The sequence below is a fragment of the Flavobacterium hibisci genome (assembly GCF_020026925.1).
GTDB classification, from domain to species: Bacteria; Bacteroidota; Bacteroidia; order Flavobacteriales; family Flavobacteriaceae; genus Flavobacterium; species Flavobacterium hibisci.
Genome location: NZ_JAIQDW010000001.1, coordinates 327,832 through 354,358, shown reverse-complemented (window position 1 = coordinate 354,358; position 26,527 = coordinate 327,832). Strand labels below are relative to the sequence as shown.

Genomic DNA, 26,527 nt, shown 5'->3' with positions numbered 1-26,527 from the left:
TTTGGGCTCATCAGTAACTGCTTACAATTATGCTTCTTCCGGTGAATTGGGAGAAGGCCAATATACCATTGCAAGCTCGACTTCAGGCTTGAAAGGAAGTGCTTGGCATATTACATCCGACCATACAGGAGATGCCAATGGTTACATGATGGTTACCAACTGCGCAACTCTTGCGGAAGAAGGCATATTTTATACAAGAAAAATTTTGGGACTATGTGCAGGCACGACGTATGAGTTTTCAGCTTGGATTATGAATATTATGAAAATGTCTTCACCGAATCCCAACGTTACTTTTAGAATCAGCAGTACTAATGGAACATTATTAGGCTCTTATAATACGGGAGAGATCGGAGTTACTTCCACTGCCAAATGGATACAATATGGGCTTTATTTTACAACCGGTTCTGAGACAGAGGTTGTGGTTACGATCTTGAACTCGGCCCCTAGTGCAATACCTGGCAATGATTTAGCTCTTGACGATATTACTTTTAGAGCCTGTGGCCCAACGGTTACTTCGTCAATAGTAAACGAATCTGTGACCAACCTTGAAGTTTGTGAAGGCGAATCAAGGTCAATTACGTTAAGCGGTTCTGTCTCGTCTTCCGCTTATACAACAGCTGGTTATCAATGGCAAAATAGTGTTGATGGAGGAACAACCTGGACGGATGTTTCGGGAGCAAACGCTGCTACCTATACTTTTATTTCAGGTGCTGCTGGGACTTATAAATACCGGCTGGCAACTGCTGACAGTTCTAATATTAGTTCAACGAATTGTCGTGTCTTTTCCAACGAAATAACCATAAATGTAAAATCCGGACCTGTAAAAGCGACAATAAAAACCACACAACCCAATTGTGATGTGCCTTACGGGACTATTACAGTAACAGCTCCGACAGGTCTTTTGTATAGTGTAGACGGTGTGAATTATCAGTCGTCTATGTGTTGCATTCAATCTAACCTGTGTAATCTTACCCTGAAACTCTTCACCCTGAAAAGCATCTACCGTAAAAGTTACGCGCTGTCCTTGTTTCACCTGACCAATATCAGCTTCATCAACATTGGCTTCAACCTGCATTTCAGTCAGGTTTTTTGCAATTGTAAAAAGGGTAGGAGTGCTGTAACTTGCTGCTACGGTTTGTCCTTCATCAACCGCTTTAGACAATATTACGCCGTCAATTGGGGAATAAATGTTCGCATAACTTAAATTGGTCTGCGCTTTCTGCAAATCTGATGAACGCTGAATTACAGTGCTTTTTGCATTGTTTAAATTGTATTGCGCTTCATCATAATCAGATCTGCTGATTACTTTACTGTCGTATAAAGTCTTTTGTCTGTTAAAAATACTTTGCAAATAGCGCTGCTCATTTAAAGCGCTGTTGTATAAAGCTTTCGCCTGCACCAATGCCGATTGTAAATTCGTTTTGTCTAATTCGGCCAAAAGCTGCCCTTTTTTAACAACGCTGTTATAATCTACATAAATTTTTTCTACAACTCCCGAAACCTGAGTTCCTACTTCAACTTCATTGATGGGCTGAACGGTTCCTGTAGCGGTTACTGTTGTTTTAATATCTGCAATTTTAGCTTTTAGTAATTCTACTTTTATCAGACCTTCTTTAGATCCCGGTAAAAAGGAAAAACAAATAGCTACAAGTAAAAAGCCTACGGCAGATAATACAATAATTTTGTTCTTTTTATTTTTCATCGTTTTTAGATTTTAATGTCATTCCCCTGATAAAAGGATAATAATTGTGTGTATAGAATGTTGAGGTATTTTGCCTGAATATAATTTTGAGCTGAATTGGTGTAGGTATTTTGGCTGATTACCCAATCGGTAGTACTCAAAGCACCTAATTCATATTTCTTTTGGGCCAATGCATATGATTCTTCTGCAGCTTCTTTTGCCGATTGGGCAGAAATCATTTGCTCGCTTGAAGCAGTGGCATTTTCCCAAGCGGTCTGAATCTTTTTGTACAAATCTTTTTGAGCAGTCTGTAGCGTAATTTCAGCTTTGTCAATACTTATTTTAGCATTTTGAACCTGCGCTTTCGTTTGATTTCTGTTAAAAATCGGAATGTTCAAAGACAAGCCAACACGTTGATTAAAATTCAGATTCAACTGGTCTGAAAAACTTAATTCCTGCGTATTGGTATAACCTGAACCCAAACTGCCAGAAAGCGACAAGGTTGGAAGATAACCTCCTTTTGCAATGTCTAATTCTTTTTGAGAAACGGCTACATTCAGTTGAGAAGATTTAATTTCAGGCATGATAGAAACGGCTTTATTGTAAACCTCAATCTTACCCGGAATCGTTTCTGCTGTTTTACTTTCTAACGGAAAAGCAATTTCAAAATCTTCTTCAGGACCTAATTCCAGTAATTGTTTCAGGACTAAGATTTGTTTTGAAAGAGCATTTTGAGCAGCAATAAGATTGTATTTATTGGTTGCTGCCTGCGAAAGTGCATCCGTATAATCTTTTCTGGCAACACTTCCAGCGTCAAGTCTTAATTTGGCTCTTTGTACTTCTTTTTCACTAGCTTTCAAATTATTTTCGGCGATTCGAATTCCTTCGTTGTTGTATAAGATTTGAACATAAGCTTCAGTAATGCTTAAGATAACACTGTTTTCAGCTTCTTCAATAAAAGCCGAATTTTGGTCAACCAGTAATTTATTTTGTTTGATTTGGTTCGAAATCTGATTTCCCTGAAACAAAGTAAGTGACGAGTTGATTCCAACACTTGTAGAATTGATTTTTTGGCTCACATAATCACTCGTTATCGGATCGATTGAATTTCCAAAAGATAAATTTTGCGACACAGAACCCGTTAAACTGGGTAATCTTGATGATTTTGACTGATAGTAATCTATTTCAGCAGCATTTTTGCTCAGTACAGATGTTTTAATGCTAATGTTTTTTTCTTTAGCGTAAGCAAAACAATCTTCGAGCGTCCATTGCTTTTTAGTATTTGATGCTCCCTGCCCATAACCGAACAAGGAGCATAGTATAAAACTTAATATTACAGCGGCTTTCATTTGTTCCTTTTTTAATTTGAATCAAAATTCAGGACTATTTGTAAACTATGGTAATGCAATAGACAGAAAGTAAAGTCAAATAGATAGAAAGTCTTTTTGTATAGATGGAGAATATAGAAATCTTAGAATATGATGAAATGTAATCATTCTTAATAGTTAGTTGCAGTAAAGATTCAATCCTCAATAACTTCAATTAAAACTATATAATTCAAAATTATGACAATCATTTAAATTGATTAATGTTGATTGACCATTCAGAAACTATTTCAAATTATGCCGAAAGTATGATTTGAGCCACCATATTCCTTATAATGCAGACATCAAGATAGAAAATAGTACTATCGGGACTTAAGAACTGAAGATCTAGTTCTTGATTTTTAAGCTCGGATAATTAAAAAAGCCTAGATAAATATAGAATTCTTCCTTTTTAGGCTAACAAATATTTATACTTAATTTTTCAATCCTACAGGTTTTCGTATTGATTCCGTACTTTTATAAAAATTGAAAATGCCGTAAAATCAAAAAATCCTGCGAATCTTACGATTCGCAGGATTTACCACTTTTTTTATGGGTTTTTGAAAAGATTGAAAAACTTTCGTTTTATTGTCTTTAACCCTTTTGGTGGGGAGAGCAGGATTCGAACCTGCGAAGTTCACACAGCAGATTTACAGTCTGCCCTCGTTGGCCGCTTGAGTATCTCCCCGATCTCAGCATTCTTGCGCTTTGTTGTTCTAAGCGGTTGCAAATATAGGAACGTTTTTGATGTTTGCAAACAAAAATTGAACTTAATTTTAAGTTATTTTTTAATTCATTGGTAGTGAATAAAATAAAAACTAATATTTTTTACTTTCTTAAAATAAGTCAGGTGCAGAAACATTTTCTCAGGTTCAAATGCTAAGTAGCAATATTCAGATATAAATATAAACCGTCTTACAGAAAATGCTTATTTATTAAAAATTTACCAGCTAAAAAATATAGCTAAACCCTTAAAAATATTTCATAGTAACAAGAAAGGCTATCCTTTACGAATAGCCTTCCTCTTTTTATTCTAGTTTTAAAAAATTGTAATTAAAAAAAAACAGAAATAAAATAATTTTAATGAATTTTAAAAAGTAAAAATTTTACGAATTTTAAGATTTACTTTTTTAACGTATGTCTTTTAAACAATTGATTCATCTATTCAACAACAATCAATCAATTTCACGGCTTACCCTTTGGTTTTTTAATATATTTTTAGAAAGTTTTCAATTTTAATTCGCATCTATCGTAATCTCTTTGATAAATTGAAATAACAATTCTACTATTTAACCTTTGGTGTTACTATTTTTTTCTTGAAGTTGAAACATATGAATAAATCATTTGCTCATTGTTTTTAGTATTGTAATTAAAAACCATAAAAAAATGAGCGACAATTTTTTTAATTTTTCTCAAAAAAAGTCATTTTTTAGGTTAATAAATCAGTGAAAAGAAATCATTCTATAAATCAATAAAAAAAATGTATCTTATTGATTTCTAGGTTGTAAAATTAATTATTTTTTTCAAAAGTAAGTGTTAAAAAGTGTTATTTTTATTTTAGTACTATTAAAATGTCCTGAAATAATGTTCAAAAAAAGTACTAGCAAAGAATTGAGTAGGTAAAGATGTAAAAATGATTTATTTTTACACTATAAATATTTAAAACAAAACAAACATAAAATGGATTGGATAACTGCCAGAGAATTCGAAGATATCACCTATAAAAAATGTAACGGAGTTGCACGAATAGCTTTTAACAGACCGAATGTAAGGAATGCTTTTCGACCAAAAACAACATCAGAGTTATACCAGGCTTTTTACGATGCACAGGAAGATACTTCAATAGGAGTAGTTTTGCTATCTGCCGAAGGACCATCAACAAAAGACGGCGTCTATTCTTTTTGCAGTGGAGGAGATCAAAATGCACGCGGCCACCAGGGCTATGTGGGAGATGATGGGCAACACCGTTTAAATATCCTTGAAGTGCAGCGATTAATTCGTTTTATGCCAAAAGTTGTAATTGCAGTTGTGCCAGGCTGGGCAGTTGGAGGAGGACATAGCTTACATGTGGTCTGCGACATGACACTGGCAAGTAAAGAACACGCTATTTTCAAGCAAACAGATGCTGATGTAACCAGTTTTGATGGTGGATACGGGTCTGCTTATCTGGCTAAAATGGTTGGTCAGAAAAAGGCACGTGAAATCTTCTTTTTAGGAAGAAATTATTCTGCTCAGGAAGCTTTCGAAATGGGAATGGTAAATGCTGTCATTCCTCATGATGAACTCGAAGCAACAGCATACGAATGGGCACAGGAAATTCTTCAAAAATCCCCAACTTCTATAAAAATGCTAAAATTCGCCATGAACCTGACAGATGATGGAATGGTTGGACAGCAGGTATTTGCAGGCGAAGCAACTCGCCTGGCTTATATGACAGAAGAAGCAAAAGAGGGAAGAAATGCATTTTTAGAAAAAAGAAAGCCAAATTTTGGTAAAAATAAGTGGCTTCCATAAATTGAAAAACTGTTTCATGTTCCAAATTTAATATTACACGTTCTGTAAAAAAACTTGAAACCTGAAACCTGAAGCCTGAAACCTGAAACTAAATAAACTAAAAAAACAGAATGAAACATTGGATTGAAGCCGCCAGATTGCGCACATTACCTTTATCGGTTTCCGGAATTATAGTAGGAAGCATCTATGCTTTATCTAACCCAACAGAAACTGTAAATACACCTACTGAAGTTTTCAGCTGGAAAGTTTTTGGCTTTGCCCTCTTAACAACACTGGGACTCCAGGTTTTATCCAACTTTGCAAATGATTATGGTGATGGGGTAAAAGGAACTGATAATGCTGACAGAGTTGGTCCACAAAGAGCTATCCAGAGTGGCGTAATTACACCACAGGCAATGAAAAAAGCAATTATAATAACTTCATTATTAACACTTTTATCTGCCATTATTCTGATATATTTTGCTTTTGGAGAAAATAATTTTGCCTACTCAATCTTTTTCTTACTGCTGGGAGTCGCAGCAATTGCTTCAGCAATTCGTTACACAGTTGGTAATTCTGCTTACGGATACAAAGGGTTTGGAGATGTATTTGTTTTTATTTTCTTCGGACTGGTAAGTACTTTGGGAGTGAATTTTTTACATACAAAAGAAATTGACCCACTTTTAATTTTACCCGCTATTTCAATTGGTTTATTAAGTGTTGGGGTTTTAAACCTGAACAACATGCGTGATGAAGAGTCAGACAGAAAATCAGGGAAAAATACAATTGTAGTTCAGATTGGTGGCGCAAAAGCCAAAATTTACCATTTTTCATTGATTATTACCGCAATGATTTTAGTGGTTATTTTTGCTGTTTTAAGCGATTACAGATTTGATCAGTATCTGTTTTTATTGGCTTACATTCCTTTAACTAAACATTTAATTACCGTTTATAAAAATCAGAATCCTAAGCTCTTAGATCCGGAATTAAAAAAGCTTGCACTGAGTACTTTTTTACTTTCCATCTTATTAACAGTTTGTATGATTTCATTGATTTCAGACATTATTGTAAATCTATTTTTAGGAGGAAGATAATTGTTTCACTTTAAAATTTTATAAAAATGAAAATCACATATTTTGGTCACGCATCTTTAGGAATTGAAGTAGGAGGAAAGCATATAATCGTTGACCCTTTTATTACAGGAAATCCATTAGCATCTGCAATTGATATAAATACATTAAAAGCAGATTATATTTTGCTTACCCATGCGCATGGCGATCACGTTCTGGATGTTGAAGCTATTGCAAATCGAACAGAAGCGATCATCGTTTCAAATGCCGAAATCGCAAGTTATTATGCAAAATTAGGTTTAAAAGCACATCCTATGAACCATGGAGGAAGCTGGAAATTCGATTTTGGAAAGGTGAAATATGTTAGTGCTATTCACTCAAGTTCCTTTCCTGATGGTACGTATGGAGGAAATCCCGGAGGTTTTATAATTGAAAGCGAACATAAAAACATCTACATCGCCGGAGATACAGCACTAACAATGGACATGAAACTGATTCCTTTGAGAACAAAACTGGATTTGGCCATTTTGCCAGTCGGAGATAATTTTACAATGGATATTGATGATGCTATTATCGCTTCTGATTTTATAGAATGCGACAAAATTCTCGGCTATCACTACGATACATTTGGTTACATCGAAATCAATCACGAAGAATCGATCCGTAAATTCTTCGATAAAGGAAAAGATTTGATGCTTCTCAAAATCGGGGAATCAATCCAACTTTAAAATTATATTTCATTTAATAAGAAGCTCTTTCCTGCTGTACACTATATCTTTTATGCCAAACCCCGGCATAAAAGGATGCCGTTTCCATCAGGGCTAGGGCTTTAGTTTTCATAAGAAACTTTTAAATTATAGTTTCATTATCCGTTTTATACAAAACCGGAAATTTAAAATCTAAAACAAAAAAGAATGTCTAAGCAATTTGCATCAATAGGAATTTCAGAACCAATTTTAAAAGCTTTAACCGAACTGAACATTGTTGAGCCAACCGAAATTCAGCAAAAAACAATTCCGTTACTTTTATCTGAAACACATGATCTGGTTGGCTTAGCCAAAACAGGAACTGGAAAAACAGCTGCTTTCGGATTGCCAATATTACAATCAGTAAATACTGAATCCCCTGCTGTTCAGGCTGTTATTTTAGCACCAACCAGAGAACTTGGACAGCAGATTTTCAAGAATCTGGAAGATTTCGCAAAATACATTCCAACTATTTCTATTGCATCTGTTTGTGGTGGAATTCCAATAAAACCTCAAATCGAACGACTTAAAAATTCAACACATGTTGTTGTGGCAACTCCGGGACGTTTAATAGATTTAATTCAGCGAAAGGCAATCGACTTACGACAAACCCAATATTTGATTTTAGATGAAGCAGACGAAATGGTCGCGATTCTAAAAGAAAGTTTAGACGAAATCATTGCTGAACTTCCAAAAAAACACCGCACTATATTGTTTTCCGCAACTTTACCGGGAACTATCAAACAGCTAATTCAGAGTTACTTAAATAAAAATGTAGTTCAGATTAGTGCCGATATGGAAACAGTTGGCAACCAGGGAATAGATCACGAATATATTGTAGTTGATCCTATTGAAAAATTAGATGTTTTAATGCATTTTTTAAACTCAAAAGAAGGAGAACGCGGAATCATTTTCTGTAAAACCAAAGCTGCTGTAAACAAACTGGCTAAAAATCTGGCTATAAACCGTTTTTCTTCAGGAGCACTTCACGGTAATTTGTCACAGGGAATCCGTGACAGAATTATGGAGCAGTTTCGTGAAGGACATATCAATATTTTAGTAGCAACGGATTTGGCTGCCAGAGGAATAGATGTAAAAGAAATCTCATATGTAGTAAATTATCATTTGCCTGACACTTACGAAAACTATGTCCACAGAAGCGGAAGAACAGCAAGGGCAGGAGCAAAAGGACTTTCGTTAACTGTTTTGCAACAGGAAGAAGTTGTTGAAATTGCAGATTTCGAAAGAGAATTAGGCTTGAAATTTAATGAATTCAAAAAACCTTCAGCCATTAGCCTTGAAGAAAACAATACTTTGCTTTGGGCAAAACAAATTTTTAAAACAAAACCAAATCACGATATTTCAAGTGAATTAAAAACAAAGGTCAAAACTGTTTTTCATCATCTTACCAAAGAGGAACTAATTGAAAAATTACTGGCAAACTACATTTTACAAAACAAAGTTGAATTAACTGAAAAACCAGCCAGGAAGTTCAAGAAATAAATCAACTCTAAAAGTTAGTGATGAGCAATATTGAAATAAAAAAAATTTCACTGAAAGAAATTAATCAGCTTCAGGAAATCAGCAAACAGACTTTTCGGGAAACATTTTCAGAATCAAATTCTGAGGAAAACATGAAAAATTATCTTGAAAAAGCATTTTCTAACGAAAAAATAACAACAGAACTTATAAATGAAAACTCTGAATTCTATTTTGCAATTTTAGAAAACAAAGTAATTGGTTACTTAAAAATAAACTTTGGAGAGGCACAAACCGAATTGAAAGATAGCAATGCCCTCGAAATTGAACGCATTTATGTCACAAAAGAATTTCATGGAAAAAATGTGGGTCAATTACTTTATGAAAAAGCTATAGAAAGAGCCAGACAACAAAATTTAAAATACGTATGGCTGGGCGTTTGGGAAGAAAATAAAAAAGCAATACGTTTTTACACAAAGAATGGCTTTATAGAATTTGACAAACATATTTTTAAACTAGGGAATGACGTTCAGACGGATATTATGATGAAGTTGCAATTAAACAATTAGAACAAAAATTAATACGATTACTTTGTAGCAATTATTCAAAATAAATTTCGAAGATGAGTTTGTACTTGAAATTATTTAGTGTTAAATTTATAAAGTAATGCAAACAAATAGTTTTTTACACAAAAGTCTTAAATACAAAACATTATGAATATAGTCATCATAGGAGGGGGCTTTGCAGGATTAAATCTGGCAAAAGAACTTCTGAATCATCCTCAAATACAGGTAACACTTGTAGATAAGAATAATTATAATTTTTTTCCGCCACTTATATATCAGGTTGCTACGGCTTTTTTAGAACCTTCCAGTATCAGTTATCCGTTTAGGAAATTTTTTGCCGGAAAAAAGAATCTCCAATTCCGTTTAGGGGAATTACTATCAGTCGTTCCAGCTGAAAATAAGGTAGTTTTGAACAATGGCGAATTATCATATGATCATCTGGTTTTTGCTACAGGTGCTGAAACCAGCTATTTTGGTATGGAGAATGTTATGAAAAATGCTATTCCGATGAAAACCTTAAACGATGCCATCGTAATGCGAAATACATTGCTTAAAAATCTCGAAAAAGCAGCTATTTGCAAAGAAATCCGTAAACGACGCAAATTACTAACAATTGTTGTAGCCGGTGGGGGACCAACAGGAGTAGAGGTTTCAGGTATGTTTGCAGAAATGCGAAAAAACATTTTATTAAAAGAGTATCCGGAATTAGATACCACTGCCAGTAATGTTTATTTAGTTGATGGTGGAGACGCACTGCTTGCACCAATGAGCGAAGCTTCTCAAAAAGATACCTTAGAAGCACTTACAAAATTAGGTGTCGTTGTTAAACTGAACAGTAAGGTAACAGATTATGTAGATGACACCGTATATTTTGAAAATGGAGAAACCATCAAAACTAAAAACTTAATATGGGCGGCAGGTGTTACTGCTAAGATTTTTGAAGGAATGCCGGCCGAAAGTTACGGTCGTGGAAGAAGAATGGCAACAGATGCATTTAATAAAGTAAATGGTACGGAAAATATATATGCAATTGGTGATACCGCTATTTTAACTACTGATAAAAACTTTCCGAATGGACATCCTCAGGTTGCACAGGTTGCCATACAACAAGGAATTAACCTTGCTAAAAATTTTAAAGCTACTCTTGAGAACAAACCACTTAAACCGTTTATTTACAAAGATAAAGGATCAATGGCAATCATTGGAAAAAACAAAGCCGTGGTTGATTTACCAAAACCTAAATGGCATTTTAAAGGATTCTTTGCCTGGTTTATTTGGCTATTTGTTCATTTAATTTCATTAATCACTTACAGGAACAGAATAAATACTTTTTACAATTGGATGGTCGCTTATTTTGCAAGAGATCAATCACTTAGAATGATCATCAGACCAGATAAAAAACAGCCATAAAAAAAACCGGAATTCTAATAGAATTCCGGTTTTTTCATATATGATTTCATTCGATAATTAATGACCAATGGTAATTTCATCTTCAGAGGATGCTTCTATTTTTTCTTTGATGAAGCGTTTCCCTATATTTAGAATAATGAATGCTAAAATAGTAGTCGATGTCATAATTACTACCATTGGAACAACAGAATCTTTCACAAAACTACCCACAGCAAAAGAAGCCAGAGCTCCTAAACCAAGCTGAATAGCTCCCATCAACGCAGAGGCGCTTCCGGCATTTTTAGCAAAAGGAGCTAGTGTAAGTCCGGCAGTATTAGGATTAGAAATTCCCAGACATCCTAAAAATAAAAACAACATTCCAATAGTTCCATATAATCCTATAAGATTATTCCAGGAAAGAATCAGAAAAACAATACTTATTAATGACTGTGCAATTAGGGCACTGAATATCATCTGTTCACTGGAAAATTTCTTTAATAAAACCGAATTAAACTGACTGGAACCAATAAAACTTACTGACATAAAAGCAAAAATCCATCCATATGTCTTAGCATCGACGTGATAGATATCCATAAAAATAATCGGGGAGGCCGCCACGTATGAAAATAATCCTGAAAAAGCTATTGCACCTGTAAAAGCATAAGTAAAAAACTGTGGGTTTTTGACTACTTTTAAAAAATTTAAAATAATTGGTTTTGGTTTTAATGAAATCGAAGTATCAGGTTTGTAAGTGTTTGGAAGACCAATTTGTGAAGCTATAAGAATAGCAATTCCCATACACATTAAAATCAAAAATACGATATGCCAGCCGTAGTCTTCAGTTATGTAACCACCAATAGTTGGCGCCAGCATTGGCGAAAGACCAAGGACAAGCATTAGTAGAGAAAAAACTTTCGGAATATCCTTTAAAGGAAATAAATCCCTGACCATAGCAACAGAAGCAACCGTTGCGGCACAACTTCCAACTGCCTGAATAAATCGCAGAAATATGAAAGTATCAATATTTGCCACATATACACATCCTAAAGAAGCTAAAATATAAACGAGCAAACCAAAAAATAAAGGTTTTTTTCTCCCAAAACGATCTAACAAAGGCCCATAAAGCAATTGACCTGCAGAAATACCAATAAAATAACTTGACAGACTCATTGAAACTTTTGCTACACTAGTATGTAAATCTGCGGCAATTCCTGAAAACCCTGGGAGATACATATCTATTGAAAAAGGACCAAGTGCAGTCATAGATCCAAGAATAAGTATGAGTTGTACGTATTTTTTTGTTGTCATTTTATTAAAATTTCGCTTATAATTTCCGGCAAAGATAAATATTTAGTAACTTAATAACTCAAATAATAACCTTTATCGCAAAAATGGGAATTATGTAAAATAGAAAAAACATTGTCACACTAATTAAAAAAATTAAATCATGAAAAAAATCACTTTATTATTGGCTTTTATTTTTAGCACAATTTCATTTGCACAGACCATTTCATCAAAAATTGAAGAAGTGAGTGCATCACAATACGAACTTCTTAAAAAGGTAAATGAATATTATCCGGATATTACGCTTAACAAGTCTATCACAAATTTTTATGCTGACGGAAAAATCATTGATTCACAACAACAATTCGATTTAAAAGGCACTAAATTTTCAACCTATAAATTAGGAATTGAGCCTGACAATAAAAAATTATTATTCGAATATGTATCATCGGAAACGGGAAAGATTTATGGTGATGTTTCAGTTTTTAAAGGAAATGTTTTAAGAACGACTTTCAACGAACAAAAAAATGAAATTGAAGTTTCATTGAATGGTAAAGCAGTTTATTCAAAAAAACTTTAAAACTACTAATATCATGAGGATTAACTTTATTAGTAAAGTTAATCCTTTTTAATTGGCATGTATTTTGAACTATAATTTATAGTATGTTTTGTAGAATGAGTATTTTTATTTATATTTGTCATAGATTTTTATCAATGAGAGCCGAGCTACTGCAAATAGCGTTTGAGGCTCTTTTTTTTATGCATTAAATTTTTCGTGTCCTGGTTTTAGAGGTCTCTAAATTACCAACCTTGTTTAATCCTTCCACGTGTTGTAAAATTTGGCTTGGAATCAATGAAATCACCGTTTTTGTAATAACATAATACTTCACGTGTGCGCCTAACATAAACAAGAATATAATCCCATGTAATAGACTGTTTTTTTAGCCAGTCTGTGTATTGATATACAGAGTTTACGTATTCTGTAAAAAGTCTTTTCTGATTATTGTAATATACGGTTACTGAATAATCGTTTTTATTCTTAAAAGCATCCATAAAAAATAAGGGTAAGAGATAAAAAAAAAAATTCAGTTTTAGCGAAAAAAGATAGTACCGAAAGTACGGCACTATCTTTTATATTTAAAGATGATTGTTTCATGTATTGGATTTTTATCGCCGAGAGCAGTACTGCAAATACTTTTAATCCCTCCTTGAAGTTTCGCCAAATATACATATATTTTTGAATTTAAATGTTAAAATTTTAAGGAACTACATAATAATTTGAGTTTGCCCAAGTTAATTCCTCATCATAGATAAATATAGCATCACCGGATTGCGGATAACCTCCAACATGTATATTCACATCATTCGACATAATTGATGTAGAAGAATGTATATTAGCATTTCTTTTAACGACTACATTTAAAGGTTTAGGATTTGCAATTAACTCCGGTCTCATTTCGAAACTTAAATAATCGTTTAAAATTCCGGTTATTTTTGCACAAGGAATCACAGCAGTTAAACTCATTTCGTTAGAATATTGACCTGTTTGAGTGTTTAAAAGCTTACAGTATTCAAATCGTTTTGTTTCTCCAGTTTCATCTTGTAAAACAGGTATTCTAAAATAAGCAAATGAATAAAATCCATCTTCCATAAGCATAAGAACCTGATAACCGGAAAACTCGGGTCTTTCAATTAAATAATAATTAAGTGTTTCAGTTAAATGTTCTACGCCATCAAGATAAAACGCAATTTTCAATTTATTTAAGGGTAGTTTTCCACCGAAACCATGAAAACGTATTCTTTCGTCACCCTCATCGCTTACAACTGATAAACCAAAGTTAAAGCCACTTAAATCGCCATAATATGGCTGATCGAAATCAACTTGACAACGTATGTCTAAGTATGTGTTTTGCTTTCTAAAATCTGATTCTTTTAGTAAGTCCATATCTGTAAACTCTGAATTAATAATTAATCTTTCAATATCAGTAAATTCAATACAGTCACTCGGCTCTTTTTCGAATTTAACACCGAAACGGACGTTACAAAAAATTAAATCCTCTGGAATCAAAACAGGTTCATTAATGTTTACGACCTTCATAACGCCCATTTGTTTATTCTTATTTAAATAATATAGTGTTGTCATATTTATTTGATTTTAAAGCCAGTTATAGCCTTTAGATTTATAAAATTTTGCCATTTCCTGATATTGAGAATTTGATAAATATTTTAAAATATCATTTCTCAAATTCTTTGATTTAGTAGCTGTCTTATAGTAAATTTCCTCTAAGATTGGGAATGTACCAGTATGTTTTTTTAATGCAGACATTGCAGCAGCTTCGTCCTCTGTCCAAGCAGAAACATTGTATAAATCTATTGTGCCACCTAACAAGACATGATTGTCATCTACATTTGTACCGAAAGCTTTAGCGATTTTAAAAGCTGATGCAGTAATTGTGTCCATAGTCTTTTTTGAAATTGTTGGATAATTACGCTTTATCTGCTCTAATTTATTTTTAATTATAGCCGGATCAGCTTTTGCGTTTTCGTTCGAATTTTGCTCTTTTTTAGCTTCCAGATTACTATCTCTTACTATTTCAATACCACGCTTTAAATACTTGTAAGCGTAAGGAAATACTAAAAAGAGTACTATTAAAAAAATCCCATACCGTTTAAGAAATGGGATTAATTTAGTATCTAAGAAGCTAGGTTTTTTCCTAGTGTTTCTCATTATTTTTGATTTTGTTTGATTTTATTGTAAATAAAATACGTTAATAAAAGACCAGCGACAATTAAGATTGCCTTAGTGTTTTCCTGCCAAAATTGTTTTAATTTTTCCATCTGGATTTTTGTTTTAGATTGTTATTGTTGCGTAAGTATAAAAAAAAAGACCGATTGTGATTAACACAGGCAAAATGTACTGCTTTGCCAAAGCGAGTTTATCGATTTTAACCTTTAAATTAGAGGTTGAAACATCACCAAGCATTGTAATTGATTTAACAATATCTGCATCGGTTAATTGTGTATGTGCGTTCCCTAATTCGACTTTAAGGATTGCTCTACCGAGTTTTAATAAAAAATTCGTATTAATTTCTGAAAGCCTTTGCGTAGGAGAGACCCCAAGTGTTCGAGCCACAGAATTAATATAAGCATTTGTATCGTTCTCATTTGGCGGTGCATATTCTGAAATTAAAAGTTTAACAGTATTTTTGCCTTTATTGATATCATTAATCAAGTCCTTAAACATGGCTCTTAAACCAAAATAGACATTTTCGAATTGCTCAAAATTTTTATCAGGATTTTTTGAGTGCTCAATTTTACCTTGCCATGCTATATTGGTTTTTATCAAATTGCCGGGGTTGTTGTTTCGCAACCCTCTGACCTTATGATTATTCAGATACGACTTCGCCATCTTTTTTTGCTTTTGGTTGTTCCTGCTCTTCTAAAACTTTACTGAACTCATCATGAGCATATTGCACAACTTTAACAGCTACAGCAATTAAAGCACCATATTTCACAATAATTTTAAGAACGTTCATAACCGTTGAAATACCTTTCATAATATTTTTTTTAAGTGGTTAATAATTACATTGAACTGTGTGAAGGTTGTTTTTTCACCTGTGTAACCTTAACCCACATTTCTACACCTTCTTTTGATGCGGGAGACGGTTCAAGCTTGTAAAGTTTACCGCCTAACTCTATGTATCCGGCACAAAAACCGCTACCTTTTTTGTCTTTACAACCGATTACCTGATAAGGATTTCCAAAACGGTCTGTACTAATTCTTTTACCTCTACTTTGTGACATGTTTTTAATTTATTAAGTGTTTTACAATTGCGATTAAATCGCCTAATTTTTTTAATAGAAGTATTACCGTATCTATCAGGAAAATCAAACCGTAGATTCGATAATACTTCGTCTTTAGTTTATTTTCTTCGTCTGCCACGGTAGCCGGCGTTTTTGTTATCAAAGTGCTTTTTAACCAAATAAATTGCACCTAAAACGCTTGCACCGATTAAAATGTGCTTCCAGTGATTTTTAAACCACGCTTTAATGGTAGAATCTGCAACTTGCGCACCTACAGTACCCAAACCGGCTTTTACACCTGCAGAAGCTCCATCGTAAACACCTTCCGTCACTCCCTGAGTAAACATTTTAGCGGTTGCACCTGCAATTGCACCAACATTTTGACCTGCATAAGCCAAAGTTTGCTGTTGTAGTTGCTGTGCATTTGCTTCAGAAACTTGTTTATCGTACTCATTTTGTGCGTTTTGAGCATCTTTTTTAGCTTGGTGAGAAGCTTGCAAGCCTTCTGAAACGTTTTGAAGCGTACCGCCTACAAGCGGAATTGCCCCCATGATTGGCGTAGCAATCTTTACTAAGTTTTTGAAAGACACGTTTTTTTTAATTGCCTTTCCAATTTTTTTAAAAAATCCCATGATTACAAATGATTTCTAAGGGTTAAATTCAAAAGTGTTCCTTGTTTTTTTCTGATGTTTACATTAACAACAGCAAAAAGAGGTAACTGTATTTTGTCTGAAAAATCACTTTGAACAGTACCGGCAGTTTTTACGTACGCTACTGGGTCAATTGATTTACTCATACACTCCAATTCAAAAAGAGAATACTTAACAACCTGCCCGTTACTAAAAGTGTAGTTAATCTCGTCGATATCAGCAGATTTATCCAACACTAAAACGTCATAGCCTGAAACGTTGAAATCTTTGTTTGTATCCTCTGGCGACATACTTTTTCTTTCGAAAGAATAAACTTCTGTACTGGTTTGAGGCTCTTCAAGTCCGTTAATGACATAAGTTTTTGTCGGGTCAAGACCTTTCATCTCAATTTTAATTACATCTTTTTCGAATAAGTGAATAGAACCCTCGTTACAGATTTCACAAACGGCAATTAATGCTAAATTTCTGGATGAATCACTAATTAAAGCATCTTCACCATAAGTGTTTGCTAAAATGAAATCTTTCAAAGGAATTGCACCCTTTGTAATTTCAAAGTTTGTTCCGTTGGCTCTCTCAATCTCAACTTTGAATGTTTCATCAGCTAAAAAAGAGTACGCAGTCTCACAGCCAATAATTAAAGTACTGATACTTTTTGTAACGTTTATAATACCTGTTTCGGTTTTTCCTGTTCCTTTGTAGATTTCCATCTGTCTAATTTTTAGGTCGGTATTTATCCGACAATTAATATTTTTTACATGTCAAATTTGAGAATAAAAAAACCCTCATTTTGAGGGCTGATAGGAATTGATAGTTTTTGATAGTTTTTACTTACTTTTGGCACTAATTTTGAAATAACTATTCACGTGTTGACCTAACACAATTTTAATTTTGTACTCTTCTTTGATATCTTTTAAATACCTGTTTGCGGTAGCTATAGAAATACCCATTGTTTCAGCCATTTCTTTGGCAGTAATTACTTTTAATGTTTCCATGTTATTAGGTTTTGGGTTGTTGATAGGAGGGGAGTGGATTCCCCTCTTATTTTTTAAAATTATCCTTATATTCATATATAAAAAAAATGATGTAAGGAATAAGACATATAATAAAAATTGTAAAAATCATAATTTTGGTTTTCTGTTTTGTATATATAGCGTTACATAAAGTGCGAAAACATACCAACCGAGTAAAAATAGTTTCATGAAAATAGATTTAATTGGTTAGGTTCTTTTAATTCAAGTTTCAATTGATTAGCACGCTTATTACGTTTGTGATAATCAGATTTGTTTAACGTTGGTTTTAAATTGGCTAAGTCCTCATAATACGTATGTTTCTTAGAAGTCCAACAGGAAATATTTTTCTCCTCTAATGGCACGTTTTGAAAAAAACGCATACAAAAGCCGTTGTTTTCATTGTCTGAATCCTCTTTGTGAAAATTCAACTCACAGTTGCCACAACTGTAACACTGGAAAGTGGGAATTGTTTTCATATTAGTACTGGTATTTGTTCTTTATCAATTTCAATTTCTAAATCTTTAAAATCACGGAAGTATGTAAGCAGATTGTAAACGCCCTCCAAATTGTTTTCTTTGTACTTAATCAAAACCAGAGGTTGCAAATCGTTTTTGCAAATGAGTTTCCAGATCGGAACTGATATTTTTAAAAGGACTTCATCTATTGTGACCTCGTTTACAATTTCATCATCTGTCTTGTCTAACTTTTCAATAAATTCAGCATATTCTTTACGCAATGAGTTTGAGATATTTACAAAGTGTTTTCCCTGAGTTTCTTCAACATAGCGAGTATAAATACCATAAAGCCTGTGTTTTTCCATGTGGTCAGCATAATCACCGCATGCAATTTTTGCCAAAGCTGTAAAAGGGGTCAAACCTTTCGAAGATTTAATTTGCCCTTTTGTCATTTCGCTACAGATATCGTACTTTGCTATATAGTCAGATATATCAGAAGTCAATATTTTTTGATTTTGAGCCTTTATAGTTGCGTTATTGTCTTTATAATCTGCCCATTTTGATATAAATAACTTTTGAAATTTTTCTATTTCCTTCACATTAGAATTGTTATAAAAAAATAATATGTGCAAATGCGGATGCCAGCCGTTTACATCTGAGTAAGTTATTTCAAGGGTTTTAACTTGTCCGATTATACCGTTATCAGTTTTTGCAAAAAATCGACCTTTACGGAAAGTCCTGTAATTATCAGTAAGCTTATTTAAGGACTTTTTTAGAGTATCAAATTTTGAGTGTCTAACTGTGAGCGTAAGAAATCCAATCGAAAAGCCTTTCGATTGGTGCGCACCGATTAAAGCGCTCAAAAGTTCTTTTTTATTTTCTGATATTTTGAGCGCACAAACCGGACAACGCCAATAACCGCCACAATTAGCAACGCCATTAAAGAATAATCCGCCTTTGTCATTTTTGGCTAATTTAACCGGCTGATTAAGATTAGCGTTTACGGCGTAGCCACAATATTGGATGCGTGGTTTTCTTTTTTCCTTTGTTTCTTTTAAAGTGTAATTCTTTTTTGCAATGTTTCTCATGCGGTGAAGTTGTGTTTTTAGAACCGAAGATATATCTTCAGGGTGACTTATGTGGCTTCCCAAAACCGTATCATTATCAAGGGGCTTCGCCAGTTTGTAACGGTCACTTCTAAAATACTGATTATCAAATATTTGTGCCAATTCTTTTGCACTATAATTTATATTATGTAAAATAGAAAATTTTATTTACTTTGTTTATATCCTATTTTAAATTTGCATAACAAGATCAATTATTACAAAAATAAAAGATTCAACGAATATTTATAAATAAAAGATAATCAAATAAATACAATAAAAAATTCACTCATTTAATCAAAAAAAATATAAAAAATCAATAATTATTTAAATCCTCCGTTTAGTTGTAAGAATATCATAAAGTGATTTATTATTTTATTATTTTTACAATCGACTATATTAAACTTACTATGAATACAATTGCTGAACATATAGCGGATTTTTTAAAAGAATATCCGCCATTTAATAATTTGACATTTCAGGAACTTTTTAATATTGCTACCAATATACGTGTAATAAATTTAGAAAAACACGCTGTTTTATTTCAAAACAATGATGTGCTCCATGACAGCTTTTATGTTGTATCATCTGGAATTATTAATCTTACAACCATTGCTGATGCTGAAGAAACCATCATAAACAAATGTCATGAGGGTGATATTTTTGGTTTACGCCCTTTTTTTGCAAAAAACAATTATATGATGACTGCCAAAGCACGTGAGGAAAGTATTGTTTATGCAATTCCTATTGCTGTGTTCAGACCATTCGTAGCAAACAATTCAGATGTTTTAAACTTCTTATTAGAAAGTTTTGCAATTAATTCACGTCATACGAAAGACAATGTGAATTCTTCAAACAAATTAATGCCCGACAACGGATTTTATTCAGATACACAATCAGAACTGCAATATATCCAGTCACTTACTTATAATAATTCACCACTCACAACCACAGCTGACAAAATCGTAAAAGATGTTGCTATTTTAATGACTGATTCAATGGTTGATAATATTGTTGTTTGCGAAAACAACAATCCTATAGGTATTTTGACCGATTCTGATTTATCCTCAAAAATAGCCACAGGACGTTATCCAATTACAGAAACGATAGACAAAATTATGTCTTCTCCTGTTGTAACCGTTATTGAAAATGTATCCTTAGCAGAAGCGCAATTATTAATGCTAAAGCATAATGTAACGCATTTATGTGTTACTAAAGACGGGACTAATAAATCGGTTGTTAAAGGAATCATTTCTGAACATGATTTAGTGGTTGCCCAGGCCAGCAATCCTGGAGTTTTGATTAAAGAAATCAAGAGATCACAATTACCAAAAGATTTAAAACAGATCAGAGACAGATTATCTGATTTAATTCAGAATTCAATTCAAAAAAACATTCCCATTTCACACGTGTGCAATATCGCTAATGAAATTAATCTGGCATTAATAAAGCGTGCAGTTGAATTAACGATTTTAGATCTGGGCTCCCCTCCTGCCCGTTTTGCATGGCTAAGCATAGGAAGTCAGGGAAGGAAAGAACAGCTTTTGCTTACAGATCAGGACAGTATCTTAATTTTTGAAGATGTCACACCGGAGAAATACAGAGAGGTAAAGGATTACTTTTTAAGATTAGCTAAAAGAACTACCTCTTTACTTGAAAAAGTGGGTTATGAATTTTGTCCAAATGGCCATATGGGAAGCAATATGCTTTGGTGTAAATCATTGACAGACTGGATAAAACAATATAACAGCTGGATGAATACTCCAGGTGAAAACAGCAATGATTTGAGTAGTATTTTCTTTGATTATGAAATTGTTTTTGGTGAGCCAAAAATTGAAGAAGCGATTGAAAATGTCATTTTTAAAAATGCAATCAACAATACGTTATTTTTCGACTTTTTAGGAAACGATGCTTTAAAAAAGAATTCCCCATTAAGTTTTTTCAAAAAGTTCATATTAGAAGAAGAAGGTCCTCATAAAATGAAATTTGACATTAAAACAAGAGCATTAATGCCTCTAATCGATTCTGCAAGACTCTTAATTCTAAGTTCCAATATTAAGGGAATAAACAATACTTACTTAAGATTTAAACAACTTGCTATTTCGGATTCTAAAAATGCTGAAATATATCTTAGCTGTGCCGAAGCTTTTTTGACATTATTAAAATTCAGAACAATTGAAGGGTTAAAAAATGATGACTCTGGTCAATATATAAATATAAAAGAATTATCTAAGACGGATAGAGAAAAATTAAAGAATGCATTAGCTCCAATGCGTGATTTGGAGGAATTAATTAAAAGTAAATTTCAACTTACACAATTTTCATAATATGCTGGACTGGCTGAAAAATATTAATAAAGAATATCCTGATTTTTGGAAAAACTACCTTGGTAAATTCGAAACTAAACCCAATAGATTTGTAGTTATATCAACAGAAACTTCAGGACTTAATCCCGTAAAAGATGTTATTTTGTCACTAGGGGCTTTTGCAATTGTTGATGACAGTATCATAATTAAAGATAATTTCGAAGCGGTTTTGCTGCAATATAAATATTTACATGATAATGGCTTATCCAACGAATTTATAATTGAAAGTAAAATGACTAAACTTCAGGAAAATGATGCACTAGAAACCTTTATAGATTATCTGGGGAATTCGGTTTTAGTTGGTCATCATGTTAACTTTGATATTGAAATGATAAATGCAGCATTGGAAAGACTGGGTTGTGGAAGATTAAAAAACGAGGCACTGGATATTGATGTTATGTATAGAAAATTGCATGATATTAATGATAAGAAATTTTCTCTTGATGATTTGTGTGAAATATATAAGATTCCAAAAAGCGACAGAAATTCTTCATCGGAAGATGCATATAAAATCTCCCTACTGTTTTTAAAGCTAAAATCCAGATTAGGAATTAGACAAGTCAGTCCTTAAAAATTTAATCGGTAGAATTAATTAATAGTTAACCCGTTGGGTGAAATTATTTTTTTTCAATTCTATCTATCAGCTTAGATATAAATCTGTGTAAATCTGCGTGAAAAATTAATATGCAAAAGTATTTCACGCAGATTTTAAAGGATTTTTGCAGATCAAATTAGATTTTAATTCTTGAATGAAGCTATTTTATTCTATTTCACCCAACGAGTAATAGTTAATAGCAGTAAATATGGGATATGCTTTTATCATAACTCTTTCGTTAAGAAAATCAATTTTCTGTTCACTTAAAGAATTTGGTAAAACTCTAAGACAATATTCTCTAACCAGAGGATAAAATTCCTTATTTAGGAAATCCCTGAATATCAAATATATAATTTTATAAGTTCATTTTTTTTTATTTTTGTGTGTTTTTTTGCTTGTATATCTAACATTTATCCCTATATTTGCACCCGCAAACAACGCTCATCAAAGCAGCAAAAAAATAAGCTTACTGAGAAACATTAGGCCTCGTGGCGCAACTGAATAGCGCATCTGATTACGGCTCAGAAGGTTACTGGTTTGAATCCAGTCGAGGTCACTTCTCGGGACAAAAGATAAAAATCATCTTTTGTCCCGTTTTTTTTTGCTTTTAACTGTTTATTAATGAGGTAAATAGACTCCACTATTTTGTTCACTCTAGCGGTTTGTACTTTATTTTCGTGAATTGTAAAATTTTCGGGGTAAACTAAACCAATTAGGCTTCTTGCATCAGATAAATCCCTTTTCAAATATGAATCACTAAGTTTGATAAGGTTGTCAACCCCCTTTACCAGTAGCTCTTCAATACTATGCTTATCTTTAGTGACTGTTGATAGCTCACGTTCAAGGTTTGCAATTCGTGCACCATAGTCATCTTTCATTAGCTTATAATCATCAGCTTCAATTTTTGATGTAAGAAGAAGATCTCTTGCATTGCTTAATCTGAGTTCATAATCTTTTATCTGTTCTACAAGTCTTCTTTTCTGTTCGCCGGCATTATTTGCGAGATCACGATGTGTTTCATATAAAATCGAGCTGTATAATTTCTTAACTTCAGCTATTGGCTGATACTTACTGAGATCTTCAATAAAAAGTTCATTAGCGATTTCAGAGTTAATTCTAAACTTACATTGCGCTTCACAGTGGTAATAATGATAGTATTTGTGTCTTCCTTTACATTTACTTCCTTGCAGCTTCTTTTGGCACTTTGGACAGATAAAAAAGCCTCTTAACGGGAAATCAACGACAGTTTTAATTTTAGGTCTGTAAAGGCGTGATTTTCCATCTAAGATATCTTGTACATTATAAAAAAGGCCTTCAGAAATAAGTGGCTCATGCTGCCCTGTAACAAATCTGCTTTCTTCATCTTTATATTTTGGTATAAATATTTTACCACAATAAACAGGATTTCTTATTAGGCCCCACATGTTATTTTTAGTTCTTTTAAATCCTCTTCTGCAAGCCATATGATATATTTGCTCTGTATTGAATATTCCTTTAGCCAATTCTTCAAATATCCAGCGCATAACAGAAGCGGCAGGTTCTACAAGTGCAATATATTTACTTCCGTCTTCTTTGGATTTATTAGCATATCCAAACGGTGCAATACCCATATATCTACCTTCTTTTTTCGCCCTTCTCATTCCATGAAAGGTATTTAAAGCCCTACGATCGTTTTCAACTTCAGGAGCCGCTAAGTAAAAAGCCAGCATCATTTTATTTTCTGGAATTGCCAAATCAAGAGGTTGCTCAATCGCTTGAGGCTCTACACCTAACTTTCTTAGTAAACTTATCATCTGATAGGCATCTCCGGCGTTTCTGCTGAAACGATCCCATTTGGTAAACAAGACCAGATCAGTTGTGTTTTTCTGTTTTTTCAGATTCAGTAAAAGTTTATTCCATTGTGGTCTATTAAATGTCTTAGCGGAATGATCCTCATAAATAACGTTACGCACTTCAATATAATTTATTGAGCAATATTTCCTTAAAACTTCTTCCTGATTTCTTTGCGAATAACCTTTTTCTGCTTGTTCGTCCGTGCTTACACGTATGTATAAATCTGCTATAATACTCATGACTCCAAAAATTTAGATACGGCTACATGAGCCATTTTTCGTAAAAATAGCAAAATTTCAGTTGCTTCTTCGATTGTAACATTCATACCCTCAGAGTTTAACATATTCATAGCTTTCTCTGGGGTTATTTTCCCTCTTGTGTTTTCCTCTTCATCTTCCATCTCTAAAAATATTTTATATAAAAAAAGCCCTTATAAGGGCTTTAGTTTTTTATTAATACATTACTCAAAAAAAATAAATCTTACTCCCTTGTGTTTTCTTAAACGACCGCTCGTACTTTATATATCCATAACTACTCAATTCCTGAATACATTTATGATAAGTGTAAGCTGAAGAAATTTTTGCCAAAGGAGTTATTTCATGTCTATAGACCTGTATAGGATTCACAAAACCTTTTTCAACTCTATACTTTAGCAGTGCGGCATAAATTGCAATATGAGTGGAACTAATTCGAAAATCATTTTCAATTGCAGAAAAGAAGTCCAGTAAGCTTTTCAGATTTTCCATAGCCTTTATTTTATATTTTTCTGCATTTACTTTTGACTTTGTTATCTTGACTTTTTAAACTTGATTGTAATTTCAAAGGGACGTCCCTTTTAACTCTAAACAAACTTTCAATTGTTACCTTCCTTAAATTTTCATTGTAAATATTCAGACACTTATTTTGAGGATTAGCTTCGATATAGACCTTACATTCCTTTCCTTCTTTGGTTAAAGTCACTGCTTCTCTTCTGCCTTCTTTAAGAGAATCTATTAAAGAATTGATTTCCGATTGATCCGAAGTCTTCAGAAATAATTCAGATACACTTTTTTCAATGTTGAAGCCATATGATTCATGAAATTCTTTTAATTGATAATTACTATCAACTCCTTTTTGATTAAAGTCTAATTGTTTCCAAGTCCCTGCTGTTAAAACTGCTCTACCTGATAGTAATTCGTAAGCCTGCTCTGAATTAAAAGCTTTTACCTCGTCAACATTAAAATAGTATTGCCTATTCTCGTTATTAGCATTCTGATGATGGAGATTAGAGTTAAAACCTTTAAAATCATAATGTCCCTGCTCATTTTTTATAAAATGAAGAGAATGATTCATCTGGTCGTGCTCATTAAGATAATAAGATATTGGAACAGTAAATTTATCCTGCCCCAGCCTCATATACCTATCAACTTTATTGTATGCATCTTTAAAACCAGCACGTTCCAGATTATCTGCAAGCAACTGATTGCTTTTTAGCTCCTCTCTGCTTTCTTTTTGAGCATTGATTCTTTCTACAACAAATTTGCTCAGTAGTTTATAGAAATACTGTCGAAACCTGTCCGGATAAATTTTCTTAATTAAAGTGTTTCGTTCGTTTCTTATAATCTGCAATGCAGTACGTTCATCTAATTGATTTGTATTCTTGTACTTCAATAAAATACTTTCATAGAACCTTAGTTTCTCTTTTAATAGAGAATTTTCTAACGATGAACTTGATTTAAAAAGTTTCTTCAGTCGGTCTTCTTTTGAATTCCACCCAGCAATCTCTGACTCCAGTCTATTTGTATGAACCTCATTATTCATAATTTTAAACTTTAGAGGTTAAGAATTTCTATACAGATTTACCTGCCTTTCTTTTATGGGCAGCAGTTTTCTTTTCCCTCTGATCAGTTTCATCATCACTATCCTGCTTCTGGGATTGTTCTTTCGAAGCTGACTTTTCTTTTGATTCCGCCTGCTTTTGGTCCTTGCTCTCGCGATGATTAATCCTTTGTAAATTATCGTCGTAAACATTTACAGTTTTAAATTGTGGATTTGCCTCTACATACTGTTTGCTTTCTACTCCACTAACAACAAAAGTTACGGACTGAAGATTACCTTTTTTAAGTGAATTTAAAAGATCTTCTTTGTATTTAGGTGTTTCAAGTTCCTTTATAGAATGTTTTGCTAAACTTGCTTCCAAATCGTACCCATAATTTTGATGGTAATGATTTATTTTAAAGTTTCCATTGCTCTCGGATTCCTTAAAGTCAATTTTTAGCCAGGAATTATACACTTCACCTTCCTTCGTTTTAAGATCTTTATTTACAGAACGACCTTCCATCAAATTATAAGCTTCTTTAAGGGTAATATTACTGCTGTTGCTATTAATATAAAAAGTCTGTTCTAATCCTTCTTTTGATTCTTCTTTTTTAAGATTCACATGATAAGAATTAAAAAAGTACAGATCACTTTGGTCGGATTTTTTAAAATTCAGTTCGGCAGTCATTGCATCTTTTCCATAAACACCTTCTTTTATAATCTTAAACTCTGTCTCTCCTTTTAACATCTTTTCTTTCAGATCCTGATCGAACGTTTCTCCAAATCCAGTATATTTCAACTGATCTTTTAGGAATTCTAAATTTTTCTGATTCATGATAAAT

At 33.0% G+C, this 26,527-nt stretch carries 29 protein-coding genes, 2 tRNA genes and 1 pseudogene; 11 read left to right on the top strand and 21 right to left on the bottom strand.

Features of this window, described 5'->3' with window-relative positions; genetic code table 11:
* Positions 1–387 precede the first annotated feature (387 nt).
* Complete coding sequence (locus K8B81_RS01290) at positions 388–543, bottom strand: hypothetical protein (protein WP_223678239.1); 156 nt, start codon at positions 541–543, stop codon at positions 388–390.
* Here K8B81_RS01290 and K8B81_RS21080 point away from each other — a divergent pair.
* A pseudogene (locus tag K8B81_RS21080) lies at positions 536–709 on the top strand (hypothetical protein); the annotation flags it as partial. The gene K8B81_RS01290 and the pseudogene K8B81_RS21080 sit on opposite strands and share 8 nt — an antisense overlap.
* Before the next feature lie 54 nt (positions 710–763).
* On the opposite strand, the gene K8B81_RS01285 reads toward K8B81_RS21080, so the two are convergent.
* The 3 genes from K8B81_RS01285 to K8B81_RS01275 form a co-directional block, all read right to left on the bottom strand.
* Positions 764–1,702: an efflux RND transporter periplasmic adaptor subunit gene (locus K8B81_RS01285; protein WP_223678237.1), complete on the bottom strand. Its 939-nt coding sequence runs from the start codon at positions 1,700–1,702 to the stop codon at positions 764–766.
* A gap of 5 nt (positions 1,703–1,707) precedes the next feature.
* Entirely contained in the window at positions 1,708–3,030 is a 1,323-nt protein-coding gene (locus tag K8B81_RS01280; protein ID WP_223678236.1) for a TolC family protein, read from the bottom strand.
* Between the two features lie 619 nt (positions 3,031–3,649).
* Positions 3,650–3,733: transfer RNA gene (locus tag K8B81_RS01275), tRNA-Tyr, on the bottom strand.
* A gap of 992 nt (positions 3,734–4,725) precedes the next feature.
* Between K8B81_RS01275 and K8B81_RS01270 the strand changes: the two genes are divergently transcribed.
* The 6 genes from K8B81_RS01270 to K8B81_RS01245 all read left to right on the top strand — a co-directional run bounded on the left by K8B81_RS01270 (position 4,726) and on the right by K8B81_RS01245 (position 10,809).
* Complete coding sequence (locus tag K8B81_RS01270) at positions 4,726–5,559, top strand: 1,4-dihydroxy-2-naphthoyl-CoA synthase (RefSeq protein ID WP_223678234.1); 834 nt, start codon at positions 4,726–4,728, stop codon at positions 5,557–5,559.
* A gap of 110 nt (positions 5,560–5,669) precedes the next feature.
* Positions 5,670–6,632 (top strand): 1,4-dihydroxy-2-naphthoate octaprenyltransferase, encoded by a 963-nt coding sequence (menA, locus tag K8B81_RS01265; protein ID WP_223678232.1) that lies wholly within the window; start codon positions 5,670–5,672, stop codon positions 6,630–6,632.
* A gap of 26 nt (positions 6,633–6,658) precedes the next feature.
* Positions 6,659–7,336: a metal-dependent hydrolase gene (locus K8B81_RS01260; protein WP_223678229.1), complete on the top strand. Its 678-nt coding sequence runs from the start codon at positions 6,659–6,661 to the stop codon at positions 7,334–7,336.
* Positions 7,337–7,522: 186 nt separating this feature from the next.
* The gene (locus tag K8B81_RS01255) at positions 7,523–8,857 is read left to right on the top strand and encodes a DEAD/DEAH box helicase (protein WP_223678227.1); all 1,335 of its coding nucleotides are present in this window, start codon (positions 7,523–7,525) and stop codon (positions 8,855–8,857) included.
* Between the two features lie 20 nt (positions 8,858–8,877).
* Entirely contained in the window at positions 8,878–9,402 is a 525-nt protein-coding gene (locus tag K8B81_RS01250) for a GNAT family N-acetyltransferase (RefSeq protein ID WP_223678225.1), read from the top strand.
* Between the two features lie 144 nt (positions 9,403–9,546).
* On the top strand, positions 9,547–10,809 hold the full coding sequence (locus tag K8B81_RS01245) for an NAD(P)/FAD-dependent oxidoreductase (protein ID WP_223678224.1): 1,263 nt from the start codon (positions 9,547–9,549) through the stop codon (positions 10,807–10,809).
* Positions 10,810–10,866: 57 nt separating this feature from the next.
* On the opposite strand, the gene K8B81_RS01240 is transcribed toward K8B81_RS01245, so the two are convergent.
* Positions 10,867–12,096, bottom strand: coding sequence for a multidrug effflux MFS transporter (locus K8B81_RS01240; RefSeq protein WP_223678222.1), 1,230 nt, complete (start codon positions 12,094–12,096; stop codon positions 10,867–10,869).
* A gap of 139 nt (positions 12,097–12,235) precedes the next feature.
* Between K8B81_RS01240 and K8B81_RS01235 the strand changes: the two genes are divergently transcribed.
* Positions 12,236–12,652: a hypothetical protein gene (locus K8B81_RS01235; protein ID WP_223678221.1), complete on the top strand. Its 417-nt coding sequence runs from the start codon at positions 12,236–12,238 to the stop codon at positions 12,650–12,652.
* A 221-nt stretch (positions 12,653–12,873) separates the two neighbouring features.
* On the opposite strand, the gene K8B81_RS01230 is transcribed toward K8B81_RS01235, so the two are convergent.
* The 11 genes from K8B81_RS01230 to K8B81_RS01180 form a co-directional block, all read right to left on the bottom strand.
* The gene (locus K8B81_RS01230) at positions 12,874–13,125 is read right to left on the bottom strand and encodes a hypothetical protein (protein WP_223678219.1); all 252 of its coding nucleotides are present in this window, start codon (positions 13,123–13,125) and stop codon (positions 12,874–12,876) included.
* Positions 13,126–13,330: 205 nt separating this feature from the next.
* A complete protein-coding gene (locus K8B81_RS01225; protein ID WP_223678217.1) occupies positions 13,331–14,215 on the bottom strand; it encodes a hypothetical protein in 885 nt (294 codons plus the stop codon).
* 12 nt (positions 14,216–14,227) lie between these two features.
* Entirely contained in the window at positions 14,228–14,800 is a 573-nt protein-coding gene (locus tag K8B81_RS01220; protein WP_223678215.1) for a hypothetical protein, read from the bottom strand.
* Positions 14,801–14,923: 123 nt separating this feature from the next.
* Positions 14,924–15,418, bottom strand: coding sequence for a hypothetical protein (locus K8B81_RS01215; protein ID WP_223678214.1), 495 nt, complete (start codon positions 15,416–15,418; stop codon positions 14,924–14,926).
* A gap of 40 nt (positions 15,419–15,458) precedes the next feature.
* Positions 15,459–15,629 carry a hypothetical protein gene (locus K8B81_RS01210; RefSeq protein WP_223678212.1) on the bottom strand — a complete coding sequence of 57 codons (171 nt, stop codon included), beginning with the start codon at positions 15,627–15,629 and terminating at the stop codon, positions 15,459–15,461.
* A gap of 25 nt (positions 15,630–15,654) precedes the next feature.
* Positions 15,655–15,876 (bottom strand): hypothetical protein, encoded by a 222-nt coding sequence (locus K8B81_RS01205; RefSeq protein ID WP_223678211.1) that lies wholly within the window; start codon positions 15,874–15,876, stop codon positions 15,655–15,657.
* A gap of 119 nt (positions 15,877–15,995) precedes the next feature.
* On the bottom strand, positions 15,996–16,508 hold the full coding sequence (locus K8B81_RS01200) for a hypothetical protein (RefSeq protein ID WP_223678209.1): 513 nt from the start codon (positions 16,506–16,508) through the stop codon (positions 15,996–15,998).
* A 2-nt stretch (positions 16,509–16,510) separates the two neighbouring features.
* Positions 16,511–17,233 (bottom strand): hypothetical protein, encoded by a 723-nt coding sequence (locus tag K8B81_RS01195; protein ID WP_223678207.1) that lies wholly within the window; start codon positions 17,231–17,233, stop codon positions 16,511–16,513.
* Positions 17,234–17,350: 117 nt separating this feature from the next.
* Positions 17,351–17,518: an HTH domain-containing protein gene (locus K8B81_RS01190; RefSeq protein WP_223678206.1), complete on the bottom strand. Its 168-nt coding sequence runs from the start codon at positions 17,516–17,518 to the stop codon at positions 17,351–17,353.
* A 203-nt stretch (positions 17,519–17,721) separates the two neighbouring features.
* Positions 17,722–18,012 carry a hypothetical protein gene (locus K8B81_RS01185; protein WP_223678204.1) on the bottom strand — a complete coding sequence of 97 codons (291 nt, stop codon included), beginning with the start codon at positions 18,010–18,012 and terminating at the stop codon, positions 17,722–17,724.
* Positions 18,009–19,220: a protein rep gene (locus K8B81_RS01180; protein ID WP_223678202.1), complete on the bottom strand. Its 1,212-nt coding sequence runs from the start codon at positions 19,218–19,220 to the stop codon at positions 18,009–18,011. The genes K8B81_RS01185 and K8B81_RS01180 overlap by 4 nt, the downstream gene beginning before the upstream one ends.
* A gap of 284 nt (positions 19,221–19,504) precedes the next feature.
* Between K8B81_RS01180 and K8B81_RS01175 the strand changes: the two genes are divergently transcribed.
* From K8B81_RS01175 to K8B81_RS01165, 3 genes are all read left to right on the top strand, one after another.
* Positions 19,505–21,421, top strand: coding sequence for a DUF294 nucleotidyltransferase-like domain-containing protein (locus K8B81_RS01175; RefSeq protein ID WP_223678201.1), 1,917 nt, complete (start codon positions 19,505–19,507; stop codon positions 21,419–21,421).
* A 1-nt stretch (position 21,422) separates the two neighbouring features.
* Complete coding sequence (locus K8B81_RS01170; protein ID WP_223678199.1) at positions 21,423–22,031, top strand: 3'-5' exonuclease; 609 nt, start codon at positions 21,423–21,425, stop codon at positions 22,029–22,031.
* Positions 22,032–22,537: 506 nt separating this feature from the next.
* A tRNA-Arg gene (locus tag K8B81_RS01165) sits at positions 22,538–22,611 on the top strand.
* Here K8B81_RS01165 and K8B81_RS01160 read toward each other — a convergent pair.
* The 5 genes from K8B81_RS01160 to K8B81_RS01140 form a co-directional block, all read right to left on the bottom strand.
* Complete coding sequence (locus tag K8B81_RS01160) at positions 22,577–24,127, bottom strand: recombinase family protein (protein ID WP_115887092.1); 1,551 nt, start codon at positions 24,125–24,127, stop codon at positions 22,577–22,579. The genes K8B81_RS01165 and K8B81_RS01160 overlap by 35 nt on opposite strands.
* On the bottom strand, positions 24,124–24,288 hold the full coding sequence (locus tag K8B81_RS01155; RefSeq protein WP_167443804.1) for a hypothetical protein: 165 nt from the start codon (positions 24,286–24,288) through the stop codon (positions 24,124–24,126). The genes K8B81_RS01160 and K8B81_RS01155 overlap by 4 nt, the downstream gene beginning before the upstream one ends.
* A gap of 64 nt (positions 24,289–24,352) precedes the next feature.
* Positions 24,353–24,634, bottom strand: a complete 282-nt coding sequence (locus K8B81_RS01150) for a hypothetical protein (RefSeq protein WP_223678197.1) — start codon at positions 24,632–24,634, stop codon at positions 24,353–24,355.
* A gap of 10 nt (positions 24,635–24,644) precedes the next feature.
* On the bottom strand, positions 24,645–25,688 hold the full coding sequence (locus tag K8B81_RS01145; RefSeq protein WP_115887090.1) for a hypothetical protein: 1,044 nt from the start codon (positions 25,686–25,688) through the stop codon (positions 24,645–24,647).
* A 28-nt stretch (positions 25,689–25,716) separates the two neighbouring features.
* A complete protein-coding gene (locus K8B81_RS01140; RefSeq protein ID WP_115887089.1) occupies positions 25,717–26,520 on the bottom strand; it encodes a hypothetical protein in 804 nt (267 codons plus the stop codon).
* Positions 26,521–26,527 lie beyond the last annotated feature (7 nt).

Coding starts and splice junctions, on each gene's coding strand:
- K8B81_RS01285 (WP_223678237.1), bottom strand. CDS start 1,702: ATGAAAAATAAAAAGAACAAAATTATTGTATTATCTGCCGTAGGCTTT.
- K8B81_RS01280 (WP_223678236.1), bottom strand. CDS start 3,030: ATGAAAGCCGCTGTAATATTAAGTTTTATACTATGCTCCTTGTTCGGT.
- K8B81_RS01270 (WP_223678234.1), top strand. CDS start 4,726: ATGGATTGGATAACTGCCAGAGAATTCGAAGATATCACCTATAAAAAA.
- menA (WP_223678232.1), top strand. CDS start 5,670: ATGAAACATTGGATTGAAGCCGCCAGATTGCGCACATTACCTTTATCG.
- K8B81_RS01260 (WP_223678229.1), top strand. CDS start 6,659: ATGAAAATCACATATTTTGGTCACGCATCTTTAGGAATTGAAGTAGGA.
- K8B81_RS01255 (WP_223678227.1), top strand. CDS start 7,523: ATGTCTAAGCAATTTGCATCAATAGGAATTTCAGAACCAATTTTAAAA.
- K8B81_RS01250 (WP_223678225.1), top strand. CDS start 8,878: ATGAGCAATATTGAAATAAAAAAAATTTCACTGAAAGAAATTAATCAG.
- K8B81_RS01245 (WP_223678224.1), top strand. CDS start 9,547: ATGAATATAGTCATCATAGGAGGGGGCTTTGCAGGATTAAATCTGGCA.
- K8B81_RS01240 (WP_223678222.1), bottom strand. CDS start 12,096: ATGACAACAAAAAAATACGTACAACTCATACTTATTCTTGGATCTATG.
- K8B81_RS01235 (WP_223678221.1), top strand. CDS start 12,236: ATGAAAAAAATCACTTTATTATTGGCTTTTATTTTTAGCACAATTTCA.
- K8B81_RS01230 (WP_223678219.1), bottom strand. CDS start 13,125: ATGGATGCTTTTAAGAATAAAAACGATTATTCAGTAACCGTATATTAC.
- K8B81_RS01225 (WP_223678217.1), bottom strand. CDS start 14,215: ATGACAACACTATATTATTTAAATAAGAATAAACAAATGGGCGTTATG.
- K8B81_RS01220 (WP_223678215.1), bottom strand. CDS start 14,800: ATGAGAAACACTAGGAAAAAACCTAGCTTCTTAGATACTAAATTAATC.
- K8B81_RS01210 (WP_223678212.1), bottom strand. CDS start 15,629: ATGAAAGGTATTTCAACGGTTATGAACGTTCTTAAAATTATTGTGAAA.
- K8B81_RS01205 (WP_223678211.1), bottom strand. CDS start 15,876: ATGTCACAAAGTAGAGGTAAAAGAATTAGTACAGACCGTTTTGGAAAT.
- K8B81_RS01200 (WP_223678209.1), bottom strand. CDS start 16,508: ATGGGATTTTTTAAAAAAATTGGAAAGGCAATTAAAAAAAACGTGTCT.
- K8B81_RS01195 (WP_223678207.1), bottom strand. CDS start 17,233: ATGGAAATCTACAAAGGAACAGGAAAAACCGAAACAGGTATTATAAAC.
- K8B81_RS01190 (WP_223678206.1), bottom strand. CDS start 17,518: ATGGAAACATTAAAAGTAATTACTGCCAAAGAAATGGCTGAAACAATG.
- K8B81_RS01185 (WP_223678204.1), bottom strand. CDS start 18,012: ATGAAAACAATTCCCACTTTCCAGTGTTACAGTTGTGGCAACTGTGAG.
- K8B81_RS01175 (WP_223678201.1), top strand. CDS start 19,505: ATGAATACAATTGCTGAACATATAGCGGATTTTTTAAAAGAATATCCG.
- K8B81_RS01170 (WP_223678199.1), top strand. CDS start 21,423: ATGCTGGACTGGCTGAAAAATATTAATAAAGAATATCCTGATTTTTGG.
- K8B81_RS01160 (WP_115887092.1), bottom strand. CDS start 24,127: ATGAGTATTATAGCAGATTTATACATACGTGTAAGCACGGACGAACAA.
- K8B81_RS01155 (WP_167443804.1), bottom strand. CDS start 24,288: ATGGAAGATGAAGAGGAAAACACAAGAGGGAAAATAACCCCAGAGAAA.
- K8B81_RS01150 (WP_223678197.1), bottom strand. CDS start 24,634: ATGGAAAATCTGAAAAGCTTACTGGACTTCTTTTCTGCAATTGAAAAT.
- K8B81_RS01145 (WP_115887090.1), bottom strand. CDS start 25,688: ATGAATAATGAGGTTCATACAAATAGACTGGAGTCAGAGATTGCTGGG.
- K8B81_RS01140 (WP_115887089.1), bottom strand. CDS start 26,520: ATGAATCAGAAAAATTTAGAATTCCTAAAAGATCAGTTGAAATATACT.